Source organism: Francisella salimarina, assembly GCF_007923265.1.
GTDB lineage: Bacteria > Pseudomonadota > Gammaproteobacteria > Francisellales > Francisellaceae > Francisella > Francisella salimarina.
In genome coordinates this window covers 505,091-529,784 of the sequence record NZ_VOJA01000003.1, presented here as the reverse complement: position 1 = coordinate 529,784, position 24,694 = coordinate 505,091, and the positions used below count along the sequence as shown (strand labels likewise).

Below are 24,694 nucleotides of genomic sequence, written 5' to 3'. Positions count from 1 at the left end.
TTATTTCTCTCTTAATTTTCTAATTTAACACCAATAGAATCTAAACTACTTGCTTTAGGTAGTTTTTCAATTTCATTTACAATATTTTCAGCAACTGTCATATAACTAGTATTGATAGCATCATCTTTATCTAAACTGACATATGGTTTTCCATTATCAGCATTTTCACGGATAGATTTATGTAGTGGTAAATTTCCTAAAAATTCAATGTTATTTTTACCACACAATAGATGAGCACCATCTTCACCAAAGATGTGATCATTATTACCACATTTCGGACAAATATAGTAACTCATATTCTCTATGACACCAAGAGTTTTTATATCAACTTTTTGGAACATTGCAAGTGCTCTTCTTGCATCAATCAGTGATAAGTCTTGTGGTGTCGTAACGATTACAGCTCCTGTTACAGGCATATTTTTAGAGATAGTAAGCTGAATATCTCCTGTTCCAGGTGGCAAGTCTAAAAATAAATAATCAAGATCTCCCCAGTCAGTATCATTCAAAAGTTGCATCAACGCTCTAGATACAATAGGACCACGCCAAATTACTGCTGATTCAGAGTCTATTAGATTTCCTATAGAAATCATCTTAACTCCGTATTTTTCCAACGGAATAATCTTTTTCTTATCTGTTGTATTAGGGTTTTGTTTCAGATCAAATAATGTTGGTTGGCTAGGACCATAGATATCAGCATCTAATATACCAACACTAGCACCCATCTTTGCGAAACTAACTGCAAGATTAGCCGTAACAGTCGATTTACCAACACCACCCTTACCAGATGCAATCAAGATTATATTTTTTATATTAGGCAAAAGCTTCTGTCCTTTTTGGACTTTCCTTTTAGCGACATTTTCAATTTTCATGATTTCAAATTACTAGCGTTTTCGCTATCATAGATACAATTTGACTGTAATTATACTTAATTAAATATGCTTAAAAAAGATGATTTTAAAACGATTTTGCTGACAAGCATTGGTGGAATGTTAGAATTTTATGACTTTGTCATATTCGGTATGTTTGCAATCGTCTTAGGCAAGACATTTTTCCCACCAGAAGGATCTCCTGCATTACAAGCGCTCTCTGCATTTACAGTTTTTGCAGTAGGTTATTTTGCTAGACCATTTGGTGGAATATTATTTGGACATATTGGCGATAGATACGGACGTAAAAAATCATTTATTCTTACAATACTATTTATGGGTCTAGCATCTTTTTTGATAGCACTACTACCTTCATATCAAAATGCAGGTATATTGGCCACATTACTATTTGTAGTACTACGAATTATCCAAGGAGCAGCAATTGGTGGCGAAATCCCAAGTGCTGTAGTTTTTGTGAAGGAATCTTTAGTTAAAAATGGCGGTCTTGCTTGTGGAATTATTTTTTGCTTTATTAACTTTGGTATTTTCTTTGCAGAGATTACAAAGATTATAACAACTCATTTTCTTACTGATGATTATGCTTGGCGGGTAGCTTTTATGTTTGGTGGCCTTGCTGCTATCATTAGTTATTTTTTTAGAAAAGAGATACATGAAACCAACACTTTTTTAAATAAGGAAGATCATCACAAAGTTCCATTAATTGATTTATTCAAAACAGAAAAGCTCGCAATCGTAAGAGCAACAGCTGCAGTCTCAATATTTGCTATGGTAGTTGGTTTTTTCTCATTATATTTACCAACTTACTTTCAGCTAAATCATATAGAAAATGGACCTAGTTTAATACTTATTAATCTTTTTGTTTTTTCAGTAGTTTCTATACCTGCAGGATATCTCGCTGATAAATTTACACCTTTACGTATACTTTTGATTGGTGCTTTAGGCTTAATGATATTTGGAAGCTTTTTCTACTATAGTGTTATAACTAATTCAAAATATCTTTTAGAAATAATCCTTATTAACAATATCTTTATGGGACTTGTTGTTGGAGTGGCATCTAATTATGCGAGCACCCTATTTACGCCAGGAGTACGAGCTAGTGGATTAGGTTTTAGTTATAATATTAGTTTTGCAGTGTTTAATGGTGCTTTTTTAGCTCTAGCGAGCTTAGGGATCGCTAAGGGATATATATTAACGCCTCTATATCTAATATTAACCGTAGTTATCATTTCCATTATAATTTTACTTGTCACTAAAAGATTTGGTCAACATAACATAGCTATATAGATTGCTATCATTATGATAAAATTTTTCTTATATTTCTTTTATTTAGTTTTACCATGGAAAACTTCCTAAACAGTCTAGTATATATTTTAGAAGCAAATACAATTTTGTTTATATGCCAAGCTTTTACCATTTTTGTAGTCTTAAAACTAATTGTTGACAAAAAATCACCATCAAATATATTAGCTTGGCTATTGGCTATACTTTTTATTCCTTACGTTGCGATCCCATTCTTTTTTATTTTTCAGCGTAAGGATAAGCGTAAATTTTGGCAAAAAAATGCTATGAGTATGGATGATACCGAATCATTTGATAAATCATGTATATATCAAAATAGTTGTCAGGACTTACCTGTTAGTGTTATTAGAACATTCTCAAATCTTGAGTTACCTACTCTAACTATGAAAAACTCGTTTGATATTTATACTGATGGAACAAAGTCATTTGAAGTATTTATAGAGGCTATAAAATCAGCCAAACATAGTATTTATATTCAAACATATATTATCAAAAATGATACAACATCAAAGCTTGTAATAAGAGCATTAGAACAAAAAGCTGCTGAGGGTTTAGATATTAAAATATTAATAGATTCATTAGGATCATTTTATGTTTATCGTCATAACAAAAGAATATTTAAGAATCTAAGAAAGCTAGGTGCTAAAGTAGTATTTTTTATGCCTATAATATCTAATCCTTTGCGTAATTATATAAATTATCGTAATCATCGTAAAATATTCATTTTTGATAATAACACAGCTTTTAGTGGTGGAATAAATATAGGTGATGAATATATGTCACCAACTAAGCATAATGGAATGTGGAGTGATTTATTGTTCAAAATTGAAGGAGAATCTGTAGTCCACTTTCTGAAAGTTTTTTGTTCAGACTGGCACTTTGCAACATCAGAAGAAGTAAACTTCAAAATTGAAAGTCAAATCACAACTGAGTGTTTCGCTCAGGTAATACCTTCTGGTCCAGATATGCATAAAAATCAGCTTTATGCTGGATTAATTACTGCCATAAACTCTGCTCAACATAGGTTATGGATTATAACACCATACCTAATCCCATCACTTGATTTATTACAATCTATACTATTAGCAAAATGTCGTGGAATAGATGTAAAAGTAATCACACCTAAAAACTCTGACCATAAAATAATTAATCGAGCAAGATCTAGCTATATTAGAGATTTACTCGAGTGTAACATAGACGTATATTTTACTGAAAACATGCTACATGCAAAGGCTGTACTTGTTGACTCTAATATAGCTATCTTAGGTTCAGTAAATTTAGATAATCGTAGTCTATTTTTGAACTATGAAATAGCAACTTTTATATACTCACCTAAACAAGTTAAGAAATTATATACATGGGCAGAAACTGTAATAGAAGGCTCAACACAGGATGCATCTCACCTACCAACCAAACGCACAAGTTTAATTGTTGAAAGTATAATGAAGATATTGACACCATTAATGTAAGCTACCCAGAAAATCAGGGCTGTGTTACAATCTAGCTTAATAATTTGTTATCACCATATAAATAAATGGAAAATTTCTTACTACATTTACTATACATCCTTGAAGCAAACATTATTTTATTTGTATGTCAGGCATTTACAATATTAATTGTTCTAAAATTAATAGTCGATAAGAAGTCTGCTTCTAATATAATAGCATGGTTATTAGCTATACTTTTTATTCCGTATGTGGCTATACCTTTTTTCTTTATATTCCAACGCAAAGATAAGCGTAGTTTTTGGCAAAAGGAAAATATGGATATTAGCGAATCAAGCTTACAGTCATTTTGTATTAATGATAATCATAGTTGCAAAAATTTACCGATAGAAACAATAAATGTTTTTACAAATATGGATCTACCAACCTTAACAAGTAGAAACTCTTTTGAGATGTATACTAACGGGGTTGAGTCATTCGAAGCTTTTATGGAAGCGATTGAAGCCGCTAAGAAAAATATCTACATTCAAACATATGTATTTAAAAATGACACAACATCTAAACTTGTAATCAGTGCCTTAGAAAAAAAAGCTGCTGAAGGTGTTGAAGTTAAAATGATGATAGATTCTTTAGGATCATTCTATATATATCGCCATAATAGAAAAATCTTTAAAAACTTACGTAAATTAGGCGCTCAAGTTGTATTTTTTATGCCGGTAATATCAAATCCATTACGTAACTATATTAACTATAGAAATCATCGTAAAATATATATTTTTGATAATCAAACTGTATTTAGTGGCGGTATGAATATAGGTGATGAATATATGTCGCCAATTGAGCATGAAGGAATGTGGGATGATATTTTATTTAAAATCCAAGGAGATTCATTAGCATATTTTCTTAAAGTTTTTTGCTCAGACTGGCACTTTGCTACAAGTGAAGAGCTTGAATTTAAAATTGAAAACACTATTTCTCAGGAAGGTTTTGTTCAAGTAATACCTTCAGGACCAGACTTACAGGAAGATCAACTATATTCTGGTCTTATTACAGCTATTAATTCAGCCAAAGAAAAGCTCTGGATAATAACTCCATATCTAATACCATCTGCTGAACTATACCACTCAATTATACTAGCAAAAAAGAAAGGCATAGATGTCAGAATTATTACACCTAAAAAATCTAATCATCAACTAGCTGATCGTGCTAGAGCCAGTTATATAAGAGATTTTCTAGCAAATGATATTGATGTTCATTTTACAAAGAATATGATCCATGCAAAAGCCGTGTTAATAGATAATAATATCGCTATGCTTGGTTCTGTTAATTTAGATAATCGTAGCTTATTTTTGAATTATGAAATTGCTACTTTTTTGTATAGTAAGAACGATGTAGAAAAAATATATCAGTGGGCTGACAAAATATTAGCTGATTCTACTCAAAGCACACAGCATATGACCACAAGTAGAGGTAGCCTGATCGCAGAAAGTATTCTTAAAATACTTACTCCGTTAATGTAACCGTAGATCATAACACTTATTTGCTATCTTTAAAATAGACTTTTGTTGATATTTTTTTATTTGATAAAAACTAGTTAATCTCTTGAATTTGTAAATTATTATATCCTTGTTTTTGATTTATTTTAGTTAAACCAAGGAGATATATACTATTATGCAAAAACTCAAAGCCACATCGAAAGCATTGTTAATACTAGGATTAGGCACAACTGTACTAGCATCATGTTCAGATGATAATGACAAAAGTAGTGTTAATCCACTAGAACTTTATACAAAAGTTACTCAGCTTGAAGCAGCTTTTGATGAGCAGTATGGCGATACATTCAAATTACCCCAAAATGCTAAACAATGTACTACAAACATTACCAAAAATTCGGATGTATTTAAGTATATGGATAGCAAAACAGGTTATGACTACACAGATAATTCTCAATATGCCCAAACCGCAAAAAAATTAGTAGATAGCTTAAATATGCTAATGTACGAATTTAAAGATATTGGCTTTATTAAAGCTATAGAGCAAAGTGGTAAACACCCTGCTATTATGTTCGATATTGATAATACTCTTGAGTTAACTTCTTTTAATGATGATTATGATAGCAAAGGTACTAAACCAACTCCGTATATTACTGACTTTGTAAAAAAACAATGTTTTAAAGATGGTGTTGATTGCTATTTTATAACTGCTAGGTATTGTAATACTGCCTCAGCAACTACTACTGCAAAATGGCTAAAAAATAATCTCAATCTTACAGATAATCAGATTGATAAATATGTGTTTTTGTCAGGTTCAATTGAAAATAGCCTTTGTGCGTCTGGTGCAAATGATAAAGTTGCTTATAAAGATTCATTTAGACAAGCCCTATCAGAGCAAAGAAATGTATATTGGCTTATGTCTATTGGTGATCAAATGACTGATTGGTACGGCTCTCATAGTGGTTTAAAAGTCAAATTCCCAAATCAACTATTCCAAAGTAATATAGTACCTAATAACTATGATAACCCTAGCAACTGTATGTTGATGACTGTTACTGCTCCTACTCAAAGTTGCTATGATAGAATTAAATCAGGAATATTAGAGCATGGTACAATTAATTATTGTAAGAATTTCAAAGATAATAAATATTATAGTGGTAATTAGAGTCTAAATTATTGTTAATTTCTAAGTCCAAATAGCGACTATTGCCATAATTGCAAAGCCAATAATTACAAAACTATATTGCTTTGTGTTACAACAGTCTTTAACAAGTACAGATCTATCTAAACCATGTAAAGTTCCCATATATATAAAAGTACCTGCTGCTATAGCAGTAAATGTAGGCTCAACAAATGGATTTGAAACGTAGTTATGTGCAGCTTGTCCAAATAATATTCCTAATGGTGTCATAAAAACAAATATTATAAATAGGATTATCCTTGCTAAAAATCTTAGGCTTGTCTTATTAATACTTATAGCTAAAGCAAAACTTGCTGCCCATTTATGAGTAATAATTGCTAGAAATATTACTAATGCGACACTTAACTGTTCTGATAAACCTAATGCTGCACCTTCAAAGAAACTATGAATAGATAACATTATTGTTGCCATTATAGCCATAAAAGATAGATTGCCTTTATTGCTCTTTGATAGTGCTCCACCTATATGTTCTAACAACAAAAAGAGTAAAATAGTTATCCCTGCTATCAAAAATGGAAATGGGTAGTCTATATTTAGTTCTGAAAAATCTCCAGCTGAATCACTTAGCATATGAATTAGACCAGCACCTAAAAATACACCGCTTGCCAAAGCATCACCTATTGGGAAGTGAAATCCCTCAGGATTATTTGCTTTCTTTACAAAAGGAAATATACCAGAAATTGCCGTTACGAATAAAATCACAAGCAGAATTGTTAATTGAAAGTTACTCATTTTTAAGCCTCTTCATCATCTGATTCAAACCAAGCAGGAAATGGATCTGCTAAATCGGTATATTTTTCTGGATTATCCCAGTAGTCATTTATTAAGCAATCATCTAGAGCCGCTTTTATTTGCTCATCTTTCATCTCATCTTTTAGACCAATAAATACTATCTCTTGTCTTCTATCACCACTGATATCATTCCATCTATCTTTCAGCATCTGTTGAAATTCTGGAGTATTTGGCCATTGTTCTTTATCCATACTAGCCCACCACATGCCCATACCTTGATGCCTTACTAAAGCACCAGCTTGAGAAATTTCACCAACATAATCTGGTCTTGTAGCTAGCCAAAAGAATCCCTTTGCTCTAACTACGCCTGGCCACTCTACATTGTCAAAAAAGTTTTTTATCTTAACCGGATCAAAAGGGTTTATTGAATGATAAACAAATGATCTAATACCATACTCTTCTGTTTCTGGTACATGCTCTTTGAAGTTATAAAGTTCTTTGCTCCACAATGGATGATTTTCAGCTTCTTCTAAATTAAATTTCTTGGTATTTATAACATTATTTATATCAACTTTTGAAAAACTTGTTTCGATTATTTCGGCATCAACATTTAGACCTTTGACTATAGATTTGACAGTCTCTTTTTCTGCCGTCGAGCATTCATCAATTTTGTTTAATATTATGACATTAGCAAACTCTATCTGCTCAACCATAAGATCAACTATTGCTCGATCATCTTCATCCCCTAAGCTCTCACCAGTATTTTTTAGATATTCACAAGAGCTGTAATGACTCATAAAATTAACACTATCGACTACCGTAACCATTGTATCTATATAAGCAACATCGGCTAGACTCTTACCCTCTTCATCTCTAAACTCAAAAGTTGTCGCAACAGGTAATGGTTCTGAGATACCAGTGCTTTCAATAATTAAATAATCATATTTTTGTGATTTTGCTAACTGCTCTACTTCTATTAGCAAATCTTCACGTAGTGTACAGCAAATACAGCCATTACTAAGCTCAACCATCTTTGCTTCAGTTTTTGAGATATGTGAATCATGATTTTTGATTAGCTCAGCATCTATATTTATTTCATTCATGTCATTAACAATCATAGCAATTTTTAAACCATTACTATTATTGAGAATATTACTTAATAAAGTAGTCTTACCTGCCCCTAGAAAGCCAGATAAAACTGTAACAGGTAATTTTTTCATATAGAGTTTTCTTTGTAGTTAAATTTTGATTGATATAATACACAAACATACAATATGTTACAATATAACAGTTTATTAAATGATAAGAAATGAGTTATACTTTGTCGAGTAAATTAAACAAAGTTTGACTTCTATTAATGAGTAAAAGTATACAAATAGCTAAAAATTTCTGTGAAAAGAATAAATACAGATTTACTAAACCTCGAGAACAAGTGCTCCAAACTATTTATAATCAAAACACTCCACTAAGTGCTTATGATATTTTAGAAATTCTTTCAGCAAAAAAACAAACAAATCCCCCTACTGTATATAGAGCAATAGATTTTTGGTTAAAACATGGTTTTATCCATAGGATAGAAAGTCAAAATTGTTATGTAAAATGTAAAGAAAATCACAAGCATCAAGGCTTTGAAGTATTTGTTTGCCAAAATTGTGGTTTTGTTGATGAATCACATTTTTGTAATCTAGATATTTTTAAAGAGTTTCAAAAACTTACACCTTATCAAATTGAGAGTTGGAACCTTGAGTTAAGAGGATTATGCGATAAATGTCTCAATGAAAGTTAGTGTAATATTAGTTTTATAGCACTAAATTAACTATAATTTCAACTTGCTCCAAGATTATTGATACATCTAAAATTTTAACAATAAAAACGAATTATTATGAAATTTCTACATTATAAGTATAATAATGATATTTATCCATGTATCTTATCAAAAGACATTTTATACAATATTAAAGATTTCGTATCAGATATTTCACCGCAAAATATTGTCAAACTTACCTCTATAATAAGCAATATTGATATAACTACTTTACCTGTATTAATAATAAATATAAACGAAAATAATATAACTAACTGCATTAATAACCCTGGAAAAATAGTCGCTATAGGAATGAATTATTTAGATCATTTAGAGCGAGTCAATTTTCTTGGTGGACCTAAAATTAAACCAACTAATTTTATATTTTTTCAGAAACCTTCAAGTAGTATTACAGGACCTTACGATCCTATATATATCCCCAAAAACTGTAATAAACTAGATTATGAAAACGAACTTGCTGTTATTATTAGTAAACCCGCGAAGAATATCAAAGTATCTGATGCCTATGAATACATATTTGGATATTGTATAGCTAATGATGCTTCTGAAAGAGGACTACAATTTCAACAACCTGGGCAATATAATATGGGTAAAAGCTGTGACTCTTTCTGTCCACTAGGGCCTTATCTCGTTAGCAAAGATGAGATTAACCCAGATAATCTTTACATAAAAACTAAAGTAAATAATCAAATCATGCAAAATGGTTCAACTAAAACAATGATTTTTAAAATCCCAACATTAATAGCTAAATTAAGTGAGTATTTTACCTTAGAAGCTGGAGATGTTATTTTAACAGGAACTCCTAAGGGCGTTCAGCTTGAAAATGAAATTCTTGGATTAGAAACTAATTATTTACAAGAAAATGATGTACTTGAATTAGAAATAGAGGGCTTAGGAATACAAAAGAATTTAATTTTGAAAGCTTAATTATCCAATCATTATGACTAATATAATAATTAAAAATATAAAATATATAACATTTTGGACAACATGCGGTATTACAGATGATAGTCTAGTACCAATTGGGGCTCCGAGCAACGAACCAAATATCATACCAATAGCTGCTGGTATATATACATATCCAAGACAGAACTTAGGCAATGCTGATTCAGATAAACCTGTGATTATATAGGTACTCGCGCCAAGTAATGCAATAAATGGTGTTACGGCAGCGGCTATAGCAGCAGCCTGACCCATAGTAAAGTTTTTATGTTTTAGAAAAGGTACTATCATTACGCTAGCACCTATACCAAGAAGTACAGCTATGGCGCCAGTAAAGCCACCATAAATGACCGATACTATTTTTTTGGGGTTTAGTCTATTAGCATTATTGTTATTAGTACTTTTTTTTGCAAAAGATTTGATAGCCCATTTAACTATTGTATATATAAGGAATATTATGAAAAATATCTTGAGTATGTTACCTGGCAAAAAACTAGCAAAAATTGCTCCTAGTACGGCACCAATTATAACTCCAAATTTCAGAGGAATAGCTACTTCCCATATTATATTATTAGACTTATGATGAGCATAGGTCGTAATACTAGATGTAAAAATCATTACAAAAAGAGAAGTTGCAATAGCAACATGCATAGCATTAGAGCTATATGCAGGTTCATAAATTGACATAAAAGTCATCATCAAAGGTACTATTGTTAAGCCACCACCAAGACCAAAAAGTCCTGAAAGAATGCCAACGATAACACCCGTAATTATGAAACATATAGCTAGAAATAACATCTACTCATCCTTTAGAGTATGACTGTGTTATTTCATTCTATCATAAAATTAAACTCTTTGTTCTGCACCAAACTTATCTCTTAGAGTAGATAAAGCAGAATCTACAGCTTGGTTTATAATTGTATCATCTAGAGTTTTATCATTATCTTGGAAAAGCATACTTAAAGCTATGCTCTTTCTTGCATTTTCTTCAGACTCATAGATATCAAAAATATTTACATCTTTTAGTATACTTATATTAAGGTCATTTATAGCTTTGATAATATCTCCAGCAAGTACAGATTTATCAACTAAGAATGATATATCTCTTGATACAGACGGATATTTAGAAATTTTCTCAAAACTAGGTATTTTTTTGTTAGTTAAAACAGCTAAGTCTAACTCAAATACTACTGGTGCTTTGGCTTTGATTTGGAAGGTTTTTAGTACAGATGGATGAATCACACCAATTACACCAATCTTTTCACCATTTGCTAGTATATAAGCTGACTGACCTGGGTGAAGCCATTTAACATCGTCACAAACTTCAAAACTTAGATTTATAACATCAGCACAAAGCCCTTCGATATCTGCTTTAACATCAAAGAAATCAACTTTTTTAGTATTTGACCAATTAGGGTTTAAAAGATCTCCATAAGCTATACCTGCAATTCTATCAAACTGAACTCGTTGGTTATTCTCTAACTTAAAACAAGCACCCTTCTCAAAAATTCTAATTCTATTTTGCTGACGGGCAGTATTAGCTTTAAAAGAGTTAATTAATCCTGGTATCAAAGATTGTCTCATTATAGATAAATCTTGTGATATTGGATTTTGAATAGCTATACCCTTTTCTTCAAAGAAAAACTCATCAAACTTAGGATCTATAAAGCTATAATTAATAGCTTCATGATAACCTCTATCAACTAGTCTAGCATTTAAAGTATCTATAGATTGCTTTGTTTCTGATATATTAATTTTAGAAGCTTGATACTTAGGCATAGTTTCTGGTAGATTTGAATAGCCATATACACGAGCAACTTCTTCAATTAAATCTTCTGGAATTTCCATATCAAAACGATATGATGGTGGAATCACCTCCAAACAACATTCATCTATTTTTGTAACTTGCATGTGTAAGTTTGTAAGTACTTCAGCTACATACTCAATAGTAAACTGCGTACCCAAAACCCTATTTAGTTTATTGATACATAGATTGATAGGTGTAGTCTTCTCTATGGATTCAGAATCTTCTACACCAGATATAGGTGCTACTTCACCACCAGCAATTTCTACTATTAAATTAATGGCTAGTTGCATTGCATCCTGTGGTAGTCTAAGATCTACACCTCTTTCAAATCTATGTGAAGAGTCAGTATGTAAGTTATATTTACGCGCTTTACCAGCAATTTTTTCTGGTACAAAATGAGCACTTTCTAAGAAAATGTTAGTAGTAGCATCTGTAATTGATGAATCTAAACCACCCATCACACCTGCTATTGCAAGAGCTTTTTTATCATCTGCAATTACTAGAGTATCTGATTGTAATTTAACTTGTGTTTCATCTAACAGAGTCAGCTTCTCATTATCATTTGCATAACGAACATTAATACCACCTTCTAGTTTATCCAAATCAAAAGCATGCATCGGCTGACCAGTTAGTAACATCACATAATTTGTCACATCAACAAAAAATGAAATACTGCCCACACCACTCCTTCTTAGCTTCTCAACCATCCATAGTGGAGTTTGAGCTTTGTTATTTACATTTTTGATAATACAGCCTAGATAAGATTTACAAGCGTCATTAGCTAATATTTGTACATCTTTTGTTTCTTCCAATGAAACGTCTGTCGCTTTTATTTCAATGTCTTTAAGTTGTGTTTTTGTAAGGGCAGATACTTCACGAGCAATACCATAGACACTTAAGCAATCTGCTCTATTTGGGGTTAAATCAACTTCGATAATATTATCATCTAAATTTAGATACTCATTCATATCTTTGCCTACTGGAGCATCTGCTGGTAGATCCATCAAACCATCAGCCTTCTCAGCTAGACCAAGCTCTTCTTCTGAGCACATCATCCCAAAAGATTCTTGCCCTCTTAGCTTAGATTTTTTGATTTTAAAGTTACCAGGTAAAACTGCACCTATTGTTGCAACTGGAGCTTTCATTCCTTCATAAATATTACTAGCACCACAAACTATAGTTAGTAGTTCTTCTTCTGCTACATCTACACTACATATATTTAGTTTATCAGCATCTGGATGTTTGTTGATAGTTTTGATTTGCCCTACTACGACACCTGTTACTTTTTCAGCAACTACTGGCTCAATCGCATCAACTTCTAAACCAGCTAAAGTTAAAGTATCTGCTAGATTTTGGCTATCTTGAGTATCATCTAGATATTCATTTAACCAATTATGTGAAAATTTCATTTATAAACCTCAATAATAAAAATTAAAACTGTTTCAAAAATCTTAGATCATTTTCAAAGAACATTCTCAAATCATCAATACCATATCTAAGCATAGCTAGTCTCTCGACACCCATACCAAAAGCAAAACCTTGATATTTCTCAGTATCAACATTGCCAGCTTTTAGGACTTTTGGATGCACCATGCCACAACCTAGCACCTCCAACCAACCAGTATGCTTACATACTCTACAACCTTTACCATCACACATTACACACTCCATATCTGCCTCTGCTGATGGCTCTGTGAATGGAAAATATGAAGGTCTAAATCTTACTTTTAAATCCTTTTCAAAGAATGAATTTAGAAATGCGTGTAAAAGCCCTTTTAAATCAGCAAAAGAAACATCTGTATCAACCAATAAGCCTTCTACTTGATTAAACATTGGAGTATGAGTAATATCAGAATCACAACGGTATACTCTACCCGGAGCTATAATCCTAATAGGTGGCTCTTGCTTCTCCATAGTACGAATTTGCACACCTGATGTATGAGTTCTAAGTACATGAGTATCATCAATATAAAAAGTATCATGCATAGCACGAGCTGGATGATGTGATGGTATGTTTAGAGTCTCAAAATTATAATAGTCACTCTCAATCTCAGGACCAACCTCTACTGCAAAACCATTTTGTTTAAAAAATGCTTCGATACGATTAAGCGTTTTTGTTACAGGATGAAGAGAACCTTGATTTTGCCCCACTCCCTTTAATGTAACATCTATCTTCTCATTAGCTAATTTTTCATTTAATTCTGCTTCTTCAAATTTTGCTAGTTTTTCATTAATAGCATTTTGTAATGCTTGCTTTGCAATATTTACTGCTTGACCAAGCTTTGGTTTTTCTTCATTTGGCAATGTAGCTATCAGCTTCATCATACCAGTTAACTCACCCTTTTTACCAAGATACTTTATTCGAATATCATCTAGAGACTTTTTATCACTGACAAGATTTAACTCTTCAAGAGCCTGATCTCTCATTTGATCAACTATTTGCATACTAATCCTTTATTTAAAAACTTGCAGATATTATAGACAAAAAAGATTTTTATTAAAATGTGGTAAGACAAACAATTTAAGAGTTTTAGTTAGTTTTTTTATTTAAGCCATATTTACTAATTATAAAAGCACCTACAACACTTATTATTCCACCAATTATTGATATATATGCTTCTGTCTCTCCTAAAAAGATCCAACCTAAGAATAAAGAAATAATAGGCATAAAATATAACGAGCTAATAGCAACTGTCGCAGGAATATTTCTAAAAGCATATCCCCAAAATAAATAACCTAATGCTCCAGGAAATACTCCTATATAGATAACAACAAAGATACTTGTAAAATTTGCAGTAGATAATTCTGTATAAGCCTCATTAGAATATATCATTAACATAATTGTGCCAAACCAAATACAATATGTAATAGCTTCAATTGGGTGAAATTTCATAAATAAACTTTTCTGGAAAACCGAATAAATAGCACCTGAAAAACAGGCTCCATAAACTAAGCAAATACCAATAAATTCAAATGAGGTATCATTCTTTGAACAAAAAATTACTGCGGCACCTATGATAGCTAAAATAAATCCAAAAATACCATATTTATTAATTTTTTCACCCCAGAATATAAATGCAAATACAGCTACAATTATGGGAGCTTGTGCTATGATAAAATTAGCACTAGATGCCGTAATTCTAGATTCTCCAGAATTTAACAGTACGTTATATGCAAAAAAACCAAAGAAGCCTAAAATAGCAAATCTCAACAAATCCTTAAAACTAGGCCTAGCTTTATCTTTTTGTCTAAAAAATATTATAAGCATAACAATACTAGCTATAGCATATCTGGCTAATGATAAGCCTCCAGCACTAAATCCATTTAACATCAAATAACGGATTCCAATAAAAGCTGTTGACCACATTGTTATGGTCAGTAGTAACAATATTAATGCCTTTTTAGCAGAAAGTTGATTATGCATCATTATTAATTGGTTGATATTATTTAATCTTGAATCATTTTATTAAGTTTTTTGCCAATTACAAAAGCAATTATTGCAAAAACTATCGCGACTAAGGAAACATAACCGAATAACTCTTGATATTTATGGAAACTACTTATAGTCATCTGAGTATCAAAACCTTTTGACTCATCATACTGTATACCACTTGTAACTGCTTGAGCAATTGTTGTACCAATCTTAATACCAATAGCTGATGTTATAAACCATGTTCCCATAGCAAAGCCTGTGATTCTCTGTGGTAGAAGCTTAGCCATTAAAGACAATCCTAGGGCTGAAATCAATAACTCACCAGCTGAGAAAAACACTGTTATAGCTAAAACTTCCCAAAGTATACTGACTTTAGATGTGGGATCGTTGATTATACATGCTAAAAACATACTGCCATATGCTAAACCACAGAATAAGATTCCTAAGGCAAATTTAAATGGTAAGCTAAAATCTTTTGCTCCTAGCTTTGTATATATAAAAGCTAATATAGGTGATAATATAATCACACCAGCAGTATTCAAAACTCCAGGTATACTCTGAGGATTGACACTATAACCAAATAAATCTAAATTAACATGATGCACGTTAAACAGGAAAAATGACGTTGATTTTTGCTGATATATTATAAAAAATAATACTGCATACACTAATAAAACAATCGCCGCGACTATCTTTTTTCTTGAACTAGGATCTTTTTCAACATAAATTTGAAAAGCAAAGACTCCAAAAATGAGTCCCGCTCCAAACCATAATATGTAGTTTATAGTATCATTGGCTTGTAATATTATGCTTAGTCCCATTATAGCGATAATGAATATCAAAACTATAAGAATAGTTTTTAGATATCCCATGTTTTTAAAATCTACTTCATTACCAATATTTTTGATACTAGAATAGCTCAATATACTATTCAATATACCTATCGCAAAACCTACAGAACACACACCATATGCAACAGTATAACCATATTTAGTTGCTAAAACTGGTATCAAAAGAGACGCGGATAATGATCCTAAATTTATCGACATATAAAAATATGTATAAACAGAATCTAATTTTAGTTTATCGGTATATATTCTAGATATTAAGTTTGTAGGTGCCGGTTTAAACAATGAAGACCCAACAATAATACAAGCCAAACTTATATAAACATAATTATCTATACTCACAAAATAAGGACTTAACGCTAAGCTAAAATATCCAATCAGAAGAAAAAAACCTCCTAAAAACATGGTTCTTTTTATGCCAAAAATTTTATCTGCGACATATCCACCAATAGCATTAAAAACATATGTTAATGAAGCAAAGCCTCCAAATAGAAGTACAGCTTGTTTCTCTGTAAAATCAAAACCATACTCGCTCATAAAAAACAAAATAGCAGTATAGCTAAACCCGTAGTAACCAAATCTTTCAAAAAATTCGAAAAAACATAACAAAAAAAATGAATTTTGTTTTCTAATATTCATCAACTTTATATCCAAGATAATTTTATTTAGAATTCGATTATAGCTACTATTAACTTATATTATAAGAAAAAATATTTGTTTGTATGATGATAGTTAATCAAAAAATCATACCAAATATTAAATTTATATTTCAAATCAGCTCTAAATTACTTATATTTGAAGTTATAACTATCTTAGATACAAGAATGATGTCAAATACTAAAGAAGTTAAATTTAAGAACATGGTTGCCTACGGGTCAGGAGATTTTTTTGGCGGTGGTGCCTTTACTATTCTTGGATTATGGCTGATGTATTTTTATACAAACATTGCTGGATTATCTGCAGCAGAAGCAGGATTAATAGTAGCAATTGGTAGAGGTCTCGATGTGTTTGCAGATCCAATTATGGGATATATTTCAGATAATTGGCGAGGTCCATTAGGCAGAAGAAGGTTTTTCTTTGTAATAGGCGCTCCTTTAGTTTCAGTATTTGCTCTACTTTGGATTCCTGGATTTGGCTTTTGGTACTATTTATTCGGCTATATTGCTTTTAATTTCATTTTCACAATGATTCAAGTTCCTTATGAAACATTAGCTGCGGAAATGACAGATAGTTATCATATCAGATCTAAGATGACTGGAATTAGAATGGTCTTTTCACAAAGCTCTAATATTGTTGCAGGATTTTTACCTGCAGCTATTATGTATTTTTTTGCTGATGAAAAAACCTCTTTTATAATTATGGGAGTTATTTGTTCAATACTATTCATGCTACCATGGTTCTTTGTCTATAAGTTCACTTGGGAAAGAAAAGTTGAAGTTTCAAAAAAAGAACATTCTTCTTTATTTAAAGAAATAAAATTCATATTTATTAATATATTTTCGACACTACGAGTTCGAGCATTTAGACTTAATCTCCTGATGTATATTGGTGCTTTTGTCGCATTAGATGTATTTGGAGCTAGTTTTGCTTACTATTTTACTTTTATATTAGATTACAATATTAGTTCTGCATCAATTGTATATACATGTTTTTCAATAATTCAGGTTATTTCAGTACCTATATTTGCATATTTATGTATAAAAGTTGGTAGTGTGATGAGTTATAGAATTGCTATTAGCTGCCTACTTGTAAGCATGCTTAGTTTCCTTATCATTCCTATGTTTACTCCGATTCTTGCTTTAACCTCATTTGTTGCAATTATATTTGTTTTAGGTTTTGCTAGAGCAGGATGCTACTTTACACCATGGAATATCTATAATTTTATTGCAGATATAGATGAAGCATTAACCACTAAAAGAAGAGAAGGAACTTTTGCTAGTACAATGACCGTTTCACGTAAACTTGTTCAGGCATTAGCGTTTGCAATTGTTGGTTTTACCTTATCAATTTTTAATTTTAAAGCAGGAGTCATAACTCAATCAGAATCTGCTTTATTGGGAATAAATATCTGTTTTATTGGTGGCACTATACTGTTTTGTATTATTGGAGCTATTGCAAGCTCAAGATTCAGATTAACTCAAGCGAAACACTCTATATTAGTAACTGAACTAGAAAGACTAAGAGCTGGAGGAGAACTCAAAAAAGCTCCCAAAGAAGCAATCAATGTTGTTGAAGAACTTACAGGCTGGCCTCATCAAAAAACTTGGGGCCATAATAATACATTTTAGGATTTTGAATTATGTTAGACATTTGTAAATTTAAACTTAAAGATACTAGGGTAGATCACATTTTATTTGAGTTAGAAGAAAAACAAATATTTGCTAGAGTTTTTGTTCTTGAAGAAAATATTTTCAGAGTACTCTTCACTAAATCCCTAAAACCATCTTTAGATAAAACTTGGTCAATAACAAAAGATGACATTCCATTTGAAGGGACTGATAGATTAGACACATCTAGTTTTGGTTGTCCTAAGTTTGAAGCTTATGGTAATGATGATTTTGCTTTTATAGAAACATCAAAGCTAAAATGTAAAATTGAGCTTAATGGCTTTAGAATTAGTTGGTATAAAAAAAGTGTTGATAGCTGGATAAAAGTATCTCAAGATTTACAAACTCAAGCATATAATTTAGACTTTTGGTCAGATCGAGGTGTATACCACGCTATTAAGAAAGAACCTGAAGCTATGTTTTTTGGTCTTGGTGAAAAATCTGGTTCTCTCAACCGTAATAAAAAACGTTATGAGATGAAATCAATAGATCCCATGGGCTATGATGCAGAAAGCTCTGACCCTTTATATAAACACATTCCTTTTTTTATATCTCATAATCCTACAAATAAAAGTTCTTTTGGAATTTTCTATGATAATTTAAGTGATAGTGTTTTTAACTTTGGTAAAGAAATTGATAATTATCATGGTCCATACATTAGCTATGAGGCAAAAGCTGGTAACTTAGATTACTATTTTATAATAGGTAATAATATCGCTGAAGTTACTGAAACTTTTAGCACAATAACAGGTAAAACTATATTACCACCCTATTGGAGTTTGTATTATTCTGGTTCTACAATGACTTATACAGACCTTCCAGATGCCCAGAGCCAAATGGATAATTTTATCGATGATTGCCAGAAATATAATATCCAATGTGGATCATTTCAGCTAAGTTCAGGGTATACCTCTATTGGTGATAAGAGATATGTATTTAATTGGAATCATACAAAATTTCCAGATATTGAAGGATTCACTAAGAAATATTTAGATAATGGTATTAGACTATGTGCAAATATCAAACCTTGTCTACTTCAAGACCATCCTAAATTAGATGAAGTTGCCAGTTTTGGTGGCTTCATATATAACAAACAATATCAAAGACCTGAATTAGCACAGTTTTGGGATGAATTAGGATATTACCTTGATTTTACGAATCCAAAAACTATCTCATGGTGGCAAGATAATATTACAAAACAATTATTAGAAAAAGGCATTGAATCAACTTGGAATGATAATAATGAATATGAAGTCTATAATGGCGAGGCTGTTTGTTATGGTTTTGACAAAGAAATAAAAATCAAACATATAAAGCCAGTTCAATCATTGCTAATGACTAAAGCGAGCTTTGAAGCTCAAAAAGCTTTCGCTCCTAATAAACGTCCTTACCTAATTACAAGATCAGGATGTGCTGGGCTGCAAAGATATGCTCAAACTTGGACTGGTGATAACTATACAGAGTGGAAAACTTTGAAATATAATCTAGAAATGGCGAAAGGCCTATCTCTATCAGGAATTTATAATTTTGGTCATGATATTGGTGGTTTTAGTGGTCCTGCTCCAGATTCAGAATTATTAATTCGCTGGATTCAGCATGGTATATTTTATCCTAGATTTACAATTCACTCATGGAACGATGATAAATCAGTGAATACTCCTTGGATGTATCCAGAAGCTTTAGAGACTATTCAAAAAGCTTTTGATTTGCGTAATGAGATAAGTCCATATATTTATCAGTTATGTTATCAAGCTCATGCTAATGCTAAACCAATTTTAAAGCCAACTTTTTATGATTTTGAATCTGATGAGAAAACATTTCAAGAAAGTAAGGATTTTATGATTGGAAACCTGCTTGTTGCAAATATTCTTGATAAAAATCAAAGAGTCAGAGAAATCTACCTACCTAAAGGTTCAAGCTGGTATGACTACTATACTGGTGAAGTATATGAAGGTGGTAAAACTATAAGTCTGAATATTGATATCGAAAGTATTCCTATATTTGTTAAAGAAGGAAGCGTAATTGCTATAAATAAATATAAGGCTAAATTTAATAATTTCGGACAAGATATTGTTTATAAAATTTATCCTTCTTTAAGTGAAGAAGCTACTCAACATCAAATATATTTAGATGATGGTGAAAGTACTAAGTACTTAGACGATGAATGTGGTTTCTTAAATATTCAAATCACTAATAGAAATGATAAACTAGATATTAATTGGCAATATGAGGGCCATGATAATTTCAAAGTGACTCACCCTCAGATAATCAATATGAATAAGGATTTAGAATATAATGCTTAATCTTCAAAAATTACATAATTGTAGTTTACCAAACTATCAACGTACTAATTTAAAGCCAGGAATATTGCATATAGGTATAGGAGCTTTTCATCGAGCTCATCAAGTATTCTATATTGATAAGTTACTTAATACTGGTAATCAAAATGCCCTAAACTGGGGCTATATAAGTGGTACTATTAGAACTAACCAAAAATTAATTGATGATTTAAAAGCAAATGACTGCTTATATACTTTATCAACCAATAATGAATCTGGCACTAAAAACACTATAATAAGTGCATTAAAAGATGTTTACTTTGCAGGTAATGGTCAATCTCAAAATCTAATAACCCAAATTTCAGATCCTAATATAAAAATAATCACATATACAGTTACTGAAAAAGGTTATTATGTTGATTTATCAACTCAAGAATTAAATTTTGAAAACCCTGATATAGCTTATGATTTAGCTAATATTAACTCACCTAAAACTGCTATAGGAATTACTATAGCTGGGCTATATAAACGTTGGCAGGAAAATGCTGGTGCTATTACTCTACTAAGTTGTGACAATATGCCAAATAATGGCAAAATATTAAAAAAAGCTATTCTAGACTTCTCAAGTAAAGTAGATATGCAGTTTAGTACTTGGGTAGCAGAGAATGTTAGCTTCCCTAGCTCTATGGTAGATAGAATTGTTCCTGCTGTTACTCAACAGGCTCTAGATAACATTGAAAATATGATTGGTCAAAAAGATATCTCAGCAGTGGCAACTGAAGAATTCTCTCAGTGGGTTATCGAAGATGATTTTGTTAATGGTCGCCCTGCTCTAGAAAAAGTTGGGGTTGAGTTTGTTAAAGATATAGAACCTTTCGAAAAATTAAAGCTAACTATGTTAAATGGTAGTCATAGTTTAATTGCATATCTTGGTGCTTACGCTGGCTTAAAGACAGTTGATGAAGTTATATCTCAATATGAATTTTATACATTCATTAGAAAATATATGTTAGAAATTGCAGCTCCTTTAGTAGATGGTTTATCACAAGAGATCTCAACTAGTGAATATGCTGATAAACTTTTACATAGATTTGCTAACCCTCATTTAAAACATAGAACTGAACAGATAGCTATGGATGGCTCTAAAAAAATTCCTCAAAGATGGTTAGGATCTTTAGTATATCTTTTAGAAAGCAAGCAAAATTATGATATTTTAGCTTTGGGATTGGCTGGTTGGATATTATTTTGTAGTGGTAAAGATCAACATGGAAAAATATTAGAAATTAGTGATCCTCTACAAAATGACTATAAATTGATATATCAAGAGAATACTCAAATTATTGATATAGTTAATAACTTTTTATCATTAAAAAGCATATTCCCGGAAACAATAGCAATAAATAAAGATTTAAAAGAAAAAATAGTATTTTTTATTGAAGAAATTAATAAAAATGGTGTTATTAAAACTCTTACTAAATTAGGAGAATAAAATGATAGAGTCATGGCGTTGGTTTGGTCCAAATGATCCTGTGTGTATTGAAGATATTATGCAAACTGGAGTTACTGATATTGTAACTGCCCTACACCATATACCAAATGGTAAGGTTTGGTCTGTAGAAGAAATTCAAAAAAGACAATTTAAAGTTGAAAACTCTACTAGACTGGGTAAAACAAATTTAACATGGTCTGTTGTTGAGAGTATACCAGTTCATGAAGATATCAAAAAAGGTAAATCTTCACGTGATCAATATATATATAATTACTGTCAAAGTATCCGTAATTTAGCCAAATGTGGTATTAAATTAATTATTTATAATTTTATGCCAGTATTAGATTGGACGCGTACAGACTTAGGTAAACAAACTTCTACGGGTGCAAAGACATTATCTTTTGATGAGATAGCATTTGCGGCTTTTGATATTCATATACTTAAACGTAAGGGTTCAGAAAAAGCATATAAGGCTGAAATAATATCTCAAGCAAAAGAATATTTTGAAAATATGACTCAAGATGAGATTGATAAACTTACTTGTAATATAATTGCTGGCTTACCTGGAGCTGAAGAAAGTTTCTCATTAGAACAATTTCAAGCAGCTCTTGATGAATATAAAGACATTAATAAAGAAAAATTACGCGAGAATTTAATATATTTCTTGCAGAAAGTAATTCCTGTAGCTGAAGAAGTCGGTGCGAAGTTAGCTATACATCCTGATGATCCTCCGTTTGAATTATTCGGCTTACCAAGAATAATTAGCACTATAGAAGATTATGATTGGTTATTTGAGAATATACCATCTATGGCGAATGGTATAACATTCTGTGCTGGGTCACTAGGTTCTAGATGGGATAATAATCTTCCTCTTATGGCAAAAAAAATTGGTAGAAGAATTTATTTCACACATCTAAGAAATGTTGCTCTTAATCCTAATAATCGCAGTTTCTATGAGGCTGAGCACTTATGTGGCAATACTGATATGTATGCCCTTGTGAAAGAGATTTTAAAAATAGAAAAAGATTCTCAGCCAATCTATATGCGACCAGATCATGGCCAACAAATGCTATCAGATTTAGATAAGAAAACTAATCCTGGATACTCATGTATTGGCCGTATGAAAGGTCTTGCTGAAGTTCGCGGTGTTGCATATGCTGTAAAAAGAGAGCTAGAAAATGAATCAAAGTAAGCTTTTAGCTATTGGCGAATGTATGCTTGAGTTAAGCGGTCAAGCTCAGCTAGACTCACAAGTAAAATTAAATTTTGGAGGCGATGTTCTAAATACTGCTCTATATTATGCTAGATTAAACGGTGATGTCTCTTTTTTAACAGCCCTAGGCGATGATAACTTATCAAACCAAATGATAAATAAATGGAATGATGAAAATATTGATACATTAAAAGTTTTAAAAATAAAAGATAAAGTCCCAGGCTTGTATGCTATACAAACAGATAATCTCGGAGAAAGAAGTTTTTATTATTGGCGTGAGCAAGCTCCTATTAAAGATATTTTTTATCATTTATCCAAAGAAGAGTTGGATAAGTATTGTAAAGAGTATGATTATTTATATTTTTCAGGTATCTCCCTCTCAAGATGGGACAATAGGCAGTTAGAAATATTTGCAAACTGGTTAAAAGATTTTAGAAGCTCAGGTGATGATAAGGAGATAATTTTTGATTTAAATTATCGCCCTAAATGCTGGAAATCCAAACAACAGACTAAAGAGCTTTTAGAAAAAGTACTAAAGTATGTAACGATAGTTTTAACAACTTTTGATGACGAAGAGTTACTTTTTGACGATGTTAATTACCAAAAAACCTTAGACAGATATAATAGATTCAATATTCCAATAGTCATTATAAAACACGGTAAAAATCCAACTCTATTACAATATCAAAACAAAATTAATTTAGTAAAAGCTAACAAGGTAGTTACCCCAGTTGATACGACTGCAGCAGGAGATAGTTTTAATGCTGCTTTCTTAGCTGCTTTTATTAATAATTTGGGCTTACAAGCAAGTATTGAATTCGCACAAGATTTTGCTGCAGAAATAATACAACATAATGGAGCCATAATTGATAAAAAATATACGGATAAGTACTTAAATAAATTAAAGGAGTTAACAAATGCCTACAGGTGAGATTCTTAAAAATAATCCTATTATTCCAGTAGTTTCTGCAGACACTATTCAAGAGGCAAATGCTATTTTAGAAAAGGTAAGGGAAAAAAAGCTTAATATAGTTGAATTCACTCTTAGAACACCCAACTCTCTAGAAGTTGTAAAAAAAGTAATAGAGTCAAATAGAGATTTAATTATTGGTATAGGAACGATAACTAATATAGAACTTTTTAGAAAAGCTCGTTTTCTTGAAGCTGATTTTTATGTCTCTCCAGGAGCTAATCATGAATTACTAAAGTTCGCTCAAGAACATAATCTCAAATATCTACCAGGCGCTGTAACACCTTTTGAAATCATGACTGTTATGAGCTATGGTTTTAGAACTATTAAGTTTTTTCCAGCAGAAGCATTTGGAGGAGTTAAACTCTTAAAAAATTATAGAGCAGTTTTCCCTGAGGTCAAATTTTGTGCAACAGGAGGAATTAATACTCAAAACCAACAAGAATACTTAGATCAAGAGAATGTTATTGCTATAGGAAGTTCATCGTTAATATAAAGGAGGAA

20 protein-coding genes are annotated in these 24,694 nt (G+C 31.3%); 12 read left to right on the top strand and 8 right to left on the bottom strand.

Annotation, left to right across the window (positions count from 1 at the left end; translation table 11 throughout):
* Positions 1-11: 11 nt before the first annotated feature.
* A complete protein-coding gene (locus tag FQ699_RS04930; protein ID WP_146421374.1) occupies positions 12-872 on the bottom strand; it encodes an Mrp/NBP35 family ATP-binding protein in 861 nt (286 codons plus the stop codon).
* Between the two features lie 63 nt (positions 873-935).
* On the opposite strand from FQ699_RS04930, the gene FQ699_RS04925 reads away from it, so the two are divergent.
* The 4 genes from FQ699_RS04925 (at position 936) to FQ699_RS04910 (ending at position 6,289) form a co-directional block, all read left to right on the top strand.
* A complete protein-coding gene (locus tag FQ699_RS04925; protein ID WP_146421373.1) occupies positions 936-2,171 on the top strand; it encodes an MFS transporter in 1,236 nt (411 codons plus the stop codon).
* Positions 2,172-2,224: 53 nt separating this feature from the next.
* Positions 2,225-3,655, top strand: coding sequence for a cardiolipin synthase (gene cls, locus FQ699_RS04920; RefSeq protein ID WP_146421372.1), 1,431 nt, complete (start codon positions 2,225-2,227; stop codon positions 3,653-3,655).
* Positions 3,656-3,720: 65 nt separating this feature from the next.
* On the top strand, positions 3,721-5,151 hold the full coding sequence (gene cls / locus FQ699_RS04915; RefSeq protein WP_146421371.1) for a cardiolipin synthase: 1,431 nt from the start codon (positions 3,721-3,723) through the stop codon (positions 5,149-5,151).
* 151 nt (positions 5,152-5,302) lie between these two features.
* Positions 5,303-6,289 (top strand): HAD family hydrolase, encoded by a 987-nt coding sequence (locus FQ699_RS04910; RefSeq protein WP_146421370.1) that lies wholly within the window; start codon positions 5,303-5,305, stop codon positions 6,287-6,289.
* A 21-nt stretch (positions 6,290-6,310) separates the two neighbouring features.
* On the opposite strand, the gene FQ699_RS04905 is transcribed toward FQ699_RS04910, so the two are convergent.
* Positions 6,311-7,057 (bottom strand): ZIP family metal transporter, encoded by a 747-nt coding sequence (locus FQ699_RS04905; protein ID WP_146421369.1) that lies wholly within the window; start codon positions 7,055-7,057, stop codon positions 6,311-6,313.
* 2 nt (positions 7,058-7,059) lie between these two features.
* Positions 7,060-8,277, bottom strand: a complete 1,218-nt coding sequence (locus tag FQ699_RS04900; RefSeq protein WP_146421368.1) for a GTP-binding protein — start codon at positions 8,275-8,277, stop codon at positions 7,060-7,062.
* Positions 8,278-8,414: 137 nt separating this feature from the next.
* On the opposite strand from FQ699_RS04900, the gene FQ699_RS04895 reads away from it, so the two are divergent.
* Complete coding sequence (locus FQ699_RS04895) at positions 8,415-8,843, top strand: Fur family transcriptional regulator (protein ID WP_146421367.1); 429 nt, start codon at positions 8,415-8,417, stop codon at positions 8,841-8,843.
* Between the two features lie 96 nt (positions 8,844-8,939).
* The gene (locus FQ699_RS04890; RefSeq protein WP_146421366.1) at positions 8,940-9,809 is read left to right on the top strand and encodes a fumarylacetoacetate hydrolase family protein; all 870 of its coding nucleotides are present in this window, start codon (positions 8,940-8,942) and stop codon (positions 9,807-9,809) included.
* Here FQ699_RS04890 and FQ699_RS04885 read toward each other — a convergent pair whose 3' ends face one another.
* The 5 genes from FQ699_RS04885 to FQ699_RS04865 form a co-directional block, all read right to left on the bottom strand.
* Positions 9,810-10,622, bottom strand: coding sequence for a sulfite exporter TauE/SafE family protein (locus FQ699_RS04885; protein ID WP_146421365.1), 813 nt, complete (start codon positions 10,620-10,622; stop codon positions 9,810-9,812).
* Positions 10,623-10,670: 48 nt separating this feature from the next.
* On the bottom strand, positions 10,671-13,040 hold the full coding sequence (gene pheT / locus FQ699_RS04880) for a phenylalanine--tRNA ligase subunit beta (RefSeq protein WP_146421364.1): 2,370 nt from the start codon (positions 13,038-13,040) through the stop codon (positions 10,671-10,673).
* Positions 13,041-13,062: 22 nt separating this feature from the next.
* Positions 13,063-14,076 carry a phenylalanine--tRNA ligase subunit alpha gene (pheS, locus tag FQ699_RS04875; RefSeq protein ID WP_146421363.1) on the bottom strand — a complete coding sequence of 338 codons (1,014 nt, stop codon included), beginning with the start codon at positions 14,074-14,076 and terminating at the stop codon, positions 13,063-13,065.
* Positions 14,077-14,161: 85 nt separating this feature from the next.
* Complete coding sequence (locus tag FQ699_RS04870) at positions 14,162-15,055, bottom strand: DMT family transporter (RefSeq protein WP_146421362.1); 894 nt, start codon at positions 15,053-15,055, stop codon at positions 14,162-14,164.
* Positions 15,056-15,078: 23 nt separating this feature from the next.
* Entirely contained in the window at positions 15,079-16,554 is a 1,476-nt protein-coding gene (locus tag FQ699_RS04865) for a peptide MFS transporter (protein WP_146421361.1), read from the bottom strand.
* 80 nt (positions 16,555-16,634) lie between these two features.
* On the opposite strand from FQ699_RS04865, the gene FQ699_RS04860 reads away from it, so the two are divergent.
* Genes FQ699_RS04860 through eda form a run of 6 tightly spaced genes read left to right on the top strand, consistent with a single transcriptional unit; the run spans position 16,635 to position 24,686 of the window.
* Positions 16,635-18,200 carry an MFS transporter gene (locus FQ699_RS04860; protein WP_224728098.1) on the top strand — a complete coding sequence of 522 codons (1,566 nt, stop codon included), beginning with the start codon at positions 16,635-16,637 and terminating at the stop codon, positions 18,198-18,200.
* 11 nt (positions 18,201-18,211) lie between these two features.
* Complete coding sequence (locus FQ699_RS04855; RefSeq protein ID WP_146421360.1) at positions 18,212-20,542, top strand: glycoside hydrolase family 31 protein; 2,331 nt, start codon at positions 18,212-18,214, stop codon at positions 20,540-20,542.
* Entirely contained in the window at positions 20,535-22,007 is a 1,473-nt protein-coding gene (locus tag FQ699_RS04850) for a mannitol dehydrogenase family protein (RefSeq protein WP_146421359.1), read from the top strand. The genes FQ699_RS04855 and FQ699_RS04850 overlap by 8 nt, the downstream gene beginning before the upstream one ends.
* A 1-nt stretch (position 22,008) precedes the next feature.
* Complete coding sequence (gene uxuA / locus FQ699_RS04845; RefSeq protein ID WP_146421358.1) at positions 22,009-23,199, top strand: mannonate dehydratase; 1,191 nt, start codon at positions 22,009-22,011, stop codon at positions 23,197-23,199.
* Complete coding sequence (locus FQ699_RS04840) at positions 23,186-24,151, top strand: sugar kinase (RefSeq protein ID WP_146421357.1); 966 nt, start codon at positions 23,186-23,188, stop codon at positions 24,149-24,151. The genes uxuA and FQ699_RS04840 overlap by 14 nt, the downstream gene beginning before the upstream one ends.
* Positions 24,138-24,686: a bifunctional 4-hydroxy-2-oxoglutarate aldolase/2-dehydro-3-deoxy-phosphogluconate aldolase gene (eda, locus tag FQ699_RS04835; RefSeq protein ID WP_146421356.1), complete on the top strand. Its 549-nt coding sequence runs from the start codon at positions 24,138-24,140 to the stop codon at positions 24,684-24,686. Before FQ699_RS04840 ends, eda begins: the two co-directional genes overlap by 14 nt.
* The last annotated feature ends 8 nt before the right edge of the window (positions 24,687-24,694 follow it).

Bases quoted from the DNA above. Each gene is read 5' to 3' on its own strand.
- FQ699_RS04925 (WP_146421373.1), top strand. From the start codon at position 936: ATGCTTAAAAAAGATGATTTTAAAACGATTTTGCTGACAAGCATTGGT.
- cls (WP_146421372.1), top strand. From the start codon at position 2,225: ATGGAAAACTTCCTAAACAGTCTAGTATATATTTTAGAAGCAAATACA.
- cls (WP_146421371.1), top strand. From the start codon at position 3,721: ATGGAAAATTTCTTACTACATTTACTATACATCCTTGAAGCAAACATT.
- FQ699_RS04910 (WP_146421370.1), top strand. From the start codon at position 5,303: ATGCAAAAACTCAAAGCCACATCGAAAGCATTGTTAATACTAGGATTA.
- FQ699_RS04905 (WP_146421369.1), bottom strand. From the start codon at position 7,057: ATGAGTAACTTTCAATTAACAATTCTGCTTGTGATTTTATTCGTAACG.
- FQ699_RS04900 (WP_146421368.1), bottom strand. From the start codon at position 8,277: ATGAAAAAATTACCTGTTACAGTTTTATCTGGCTTTCTAGGGGCAGGT.
- FQ699_RS04895 (WP_146421367.1), top strand. From the start codon at position 8,415: ATGAGTAAAAGTATACAAATAGCTAAAAATTTCTGTGAAAAGAATAAA.
- FQ699_RS04890 (WP_146421366.1), top strand. From the start codon at position 8,940: ATGAAATTTCTACATTATAAGTATAATAATGATATTTATCCATGTATC.
- FQ699_RS04885 (WP_146421365.1), bottom strand. From the start codon at position 10,622: ATGTTATTTCTAGCTATATGTTTCATAATTACGGGTGTTATCGTTGGC.
- pheT (WP_146421364.1), bottom strand. From the start codon at position 13,040: ATGAAATTTTCACATAATTGGTTAAATGAATATCTAGATGATACTCAA.
- pheS (WP_146421363.1), bottom strand. From the start codon at position 14,076: ATGCAAATAGTTGATCAAATGAGAGATCAGGCTCTTGAAGAGTTAAAT.
- FQ699_RS04870 (WP_146421362.1), bottom strand. From the start codon at position 15,055: ATGCATAATCAACTTTCTGCTAAAAAGGCATTAATATTGTTACTACTG.
- FQ699_RS04860 (WP_224728098.1), top strand. From the start codon at position 16,635: ATGATGATAGTTAATCAAAAAATCATACCAAATATTAAATTTATATTT.
- FQ699_RS04855 (WP_146421360.1), top strand. From the start codon at position 18,212: ATGTTAGACATTTGTAAATTTAAACTTAAAGATACTAGGGTAGATCAC.
- FQ699_RS04850 (WP_146421359.1), top strand. From the start codon at position 20,535: ATGCTTAATCTTCAAAAATTACATAATTGTAGTTTACCAAACTATCAA.
- uxuA (WP_146421358.1), top strand. From the start codon at position 22,009: ATGATAGAGTCATGGCGTTGGTTTGGTCCAAATGATCCTGTGTGTATT.
- FQ699_RS04840 (WP_146421357.1), top strand. From the start codon at position 23,186: ATGAATCAAAGTAAGCTTTTAGCTATTGGCGAATGTATGCTTGAGTTA.
- eda (WP_146421356.1), top strand. From the start codon at position 24,138: ATGCCTACAGGTGAGATTCTTAAAAATAATCCTATTATTCCAGTAGTT.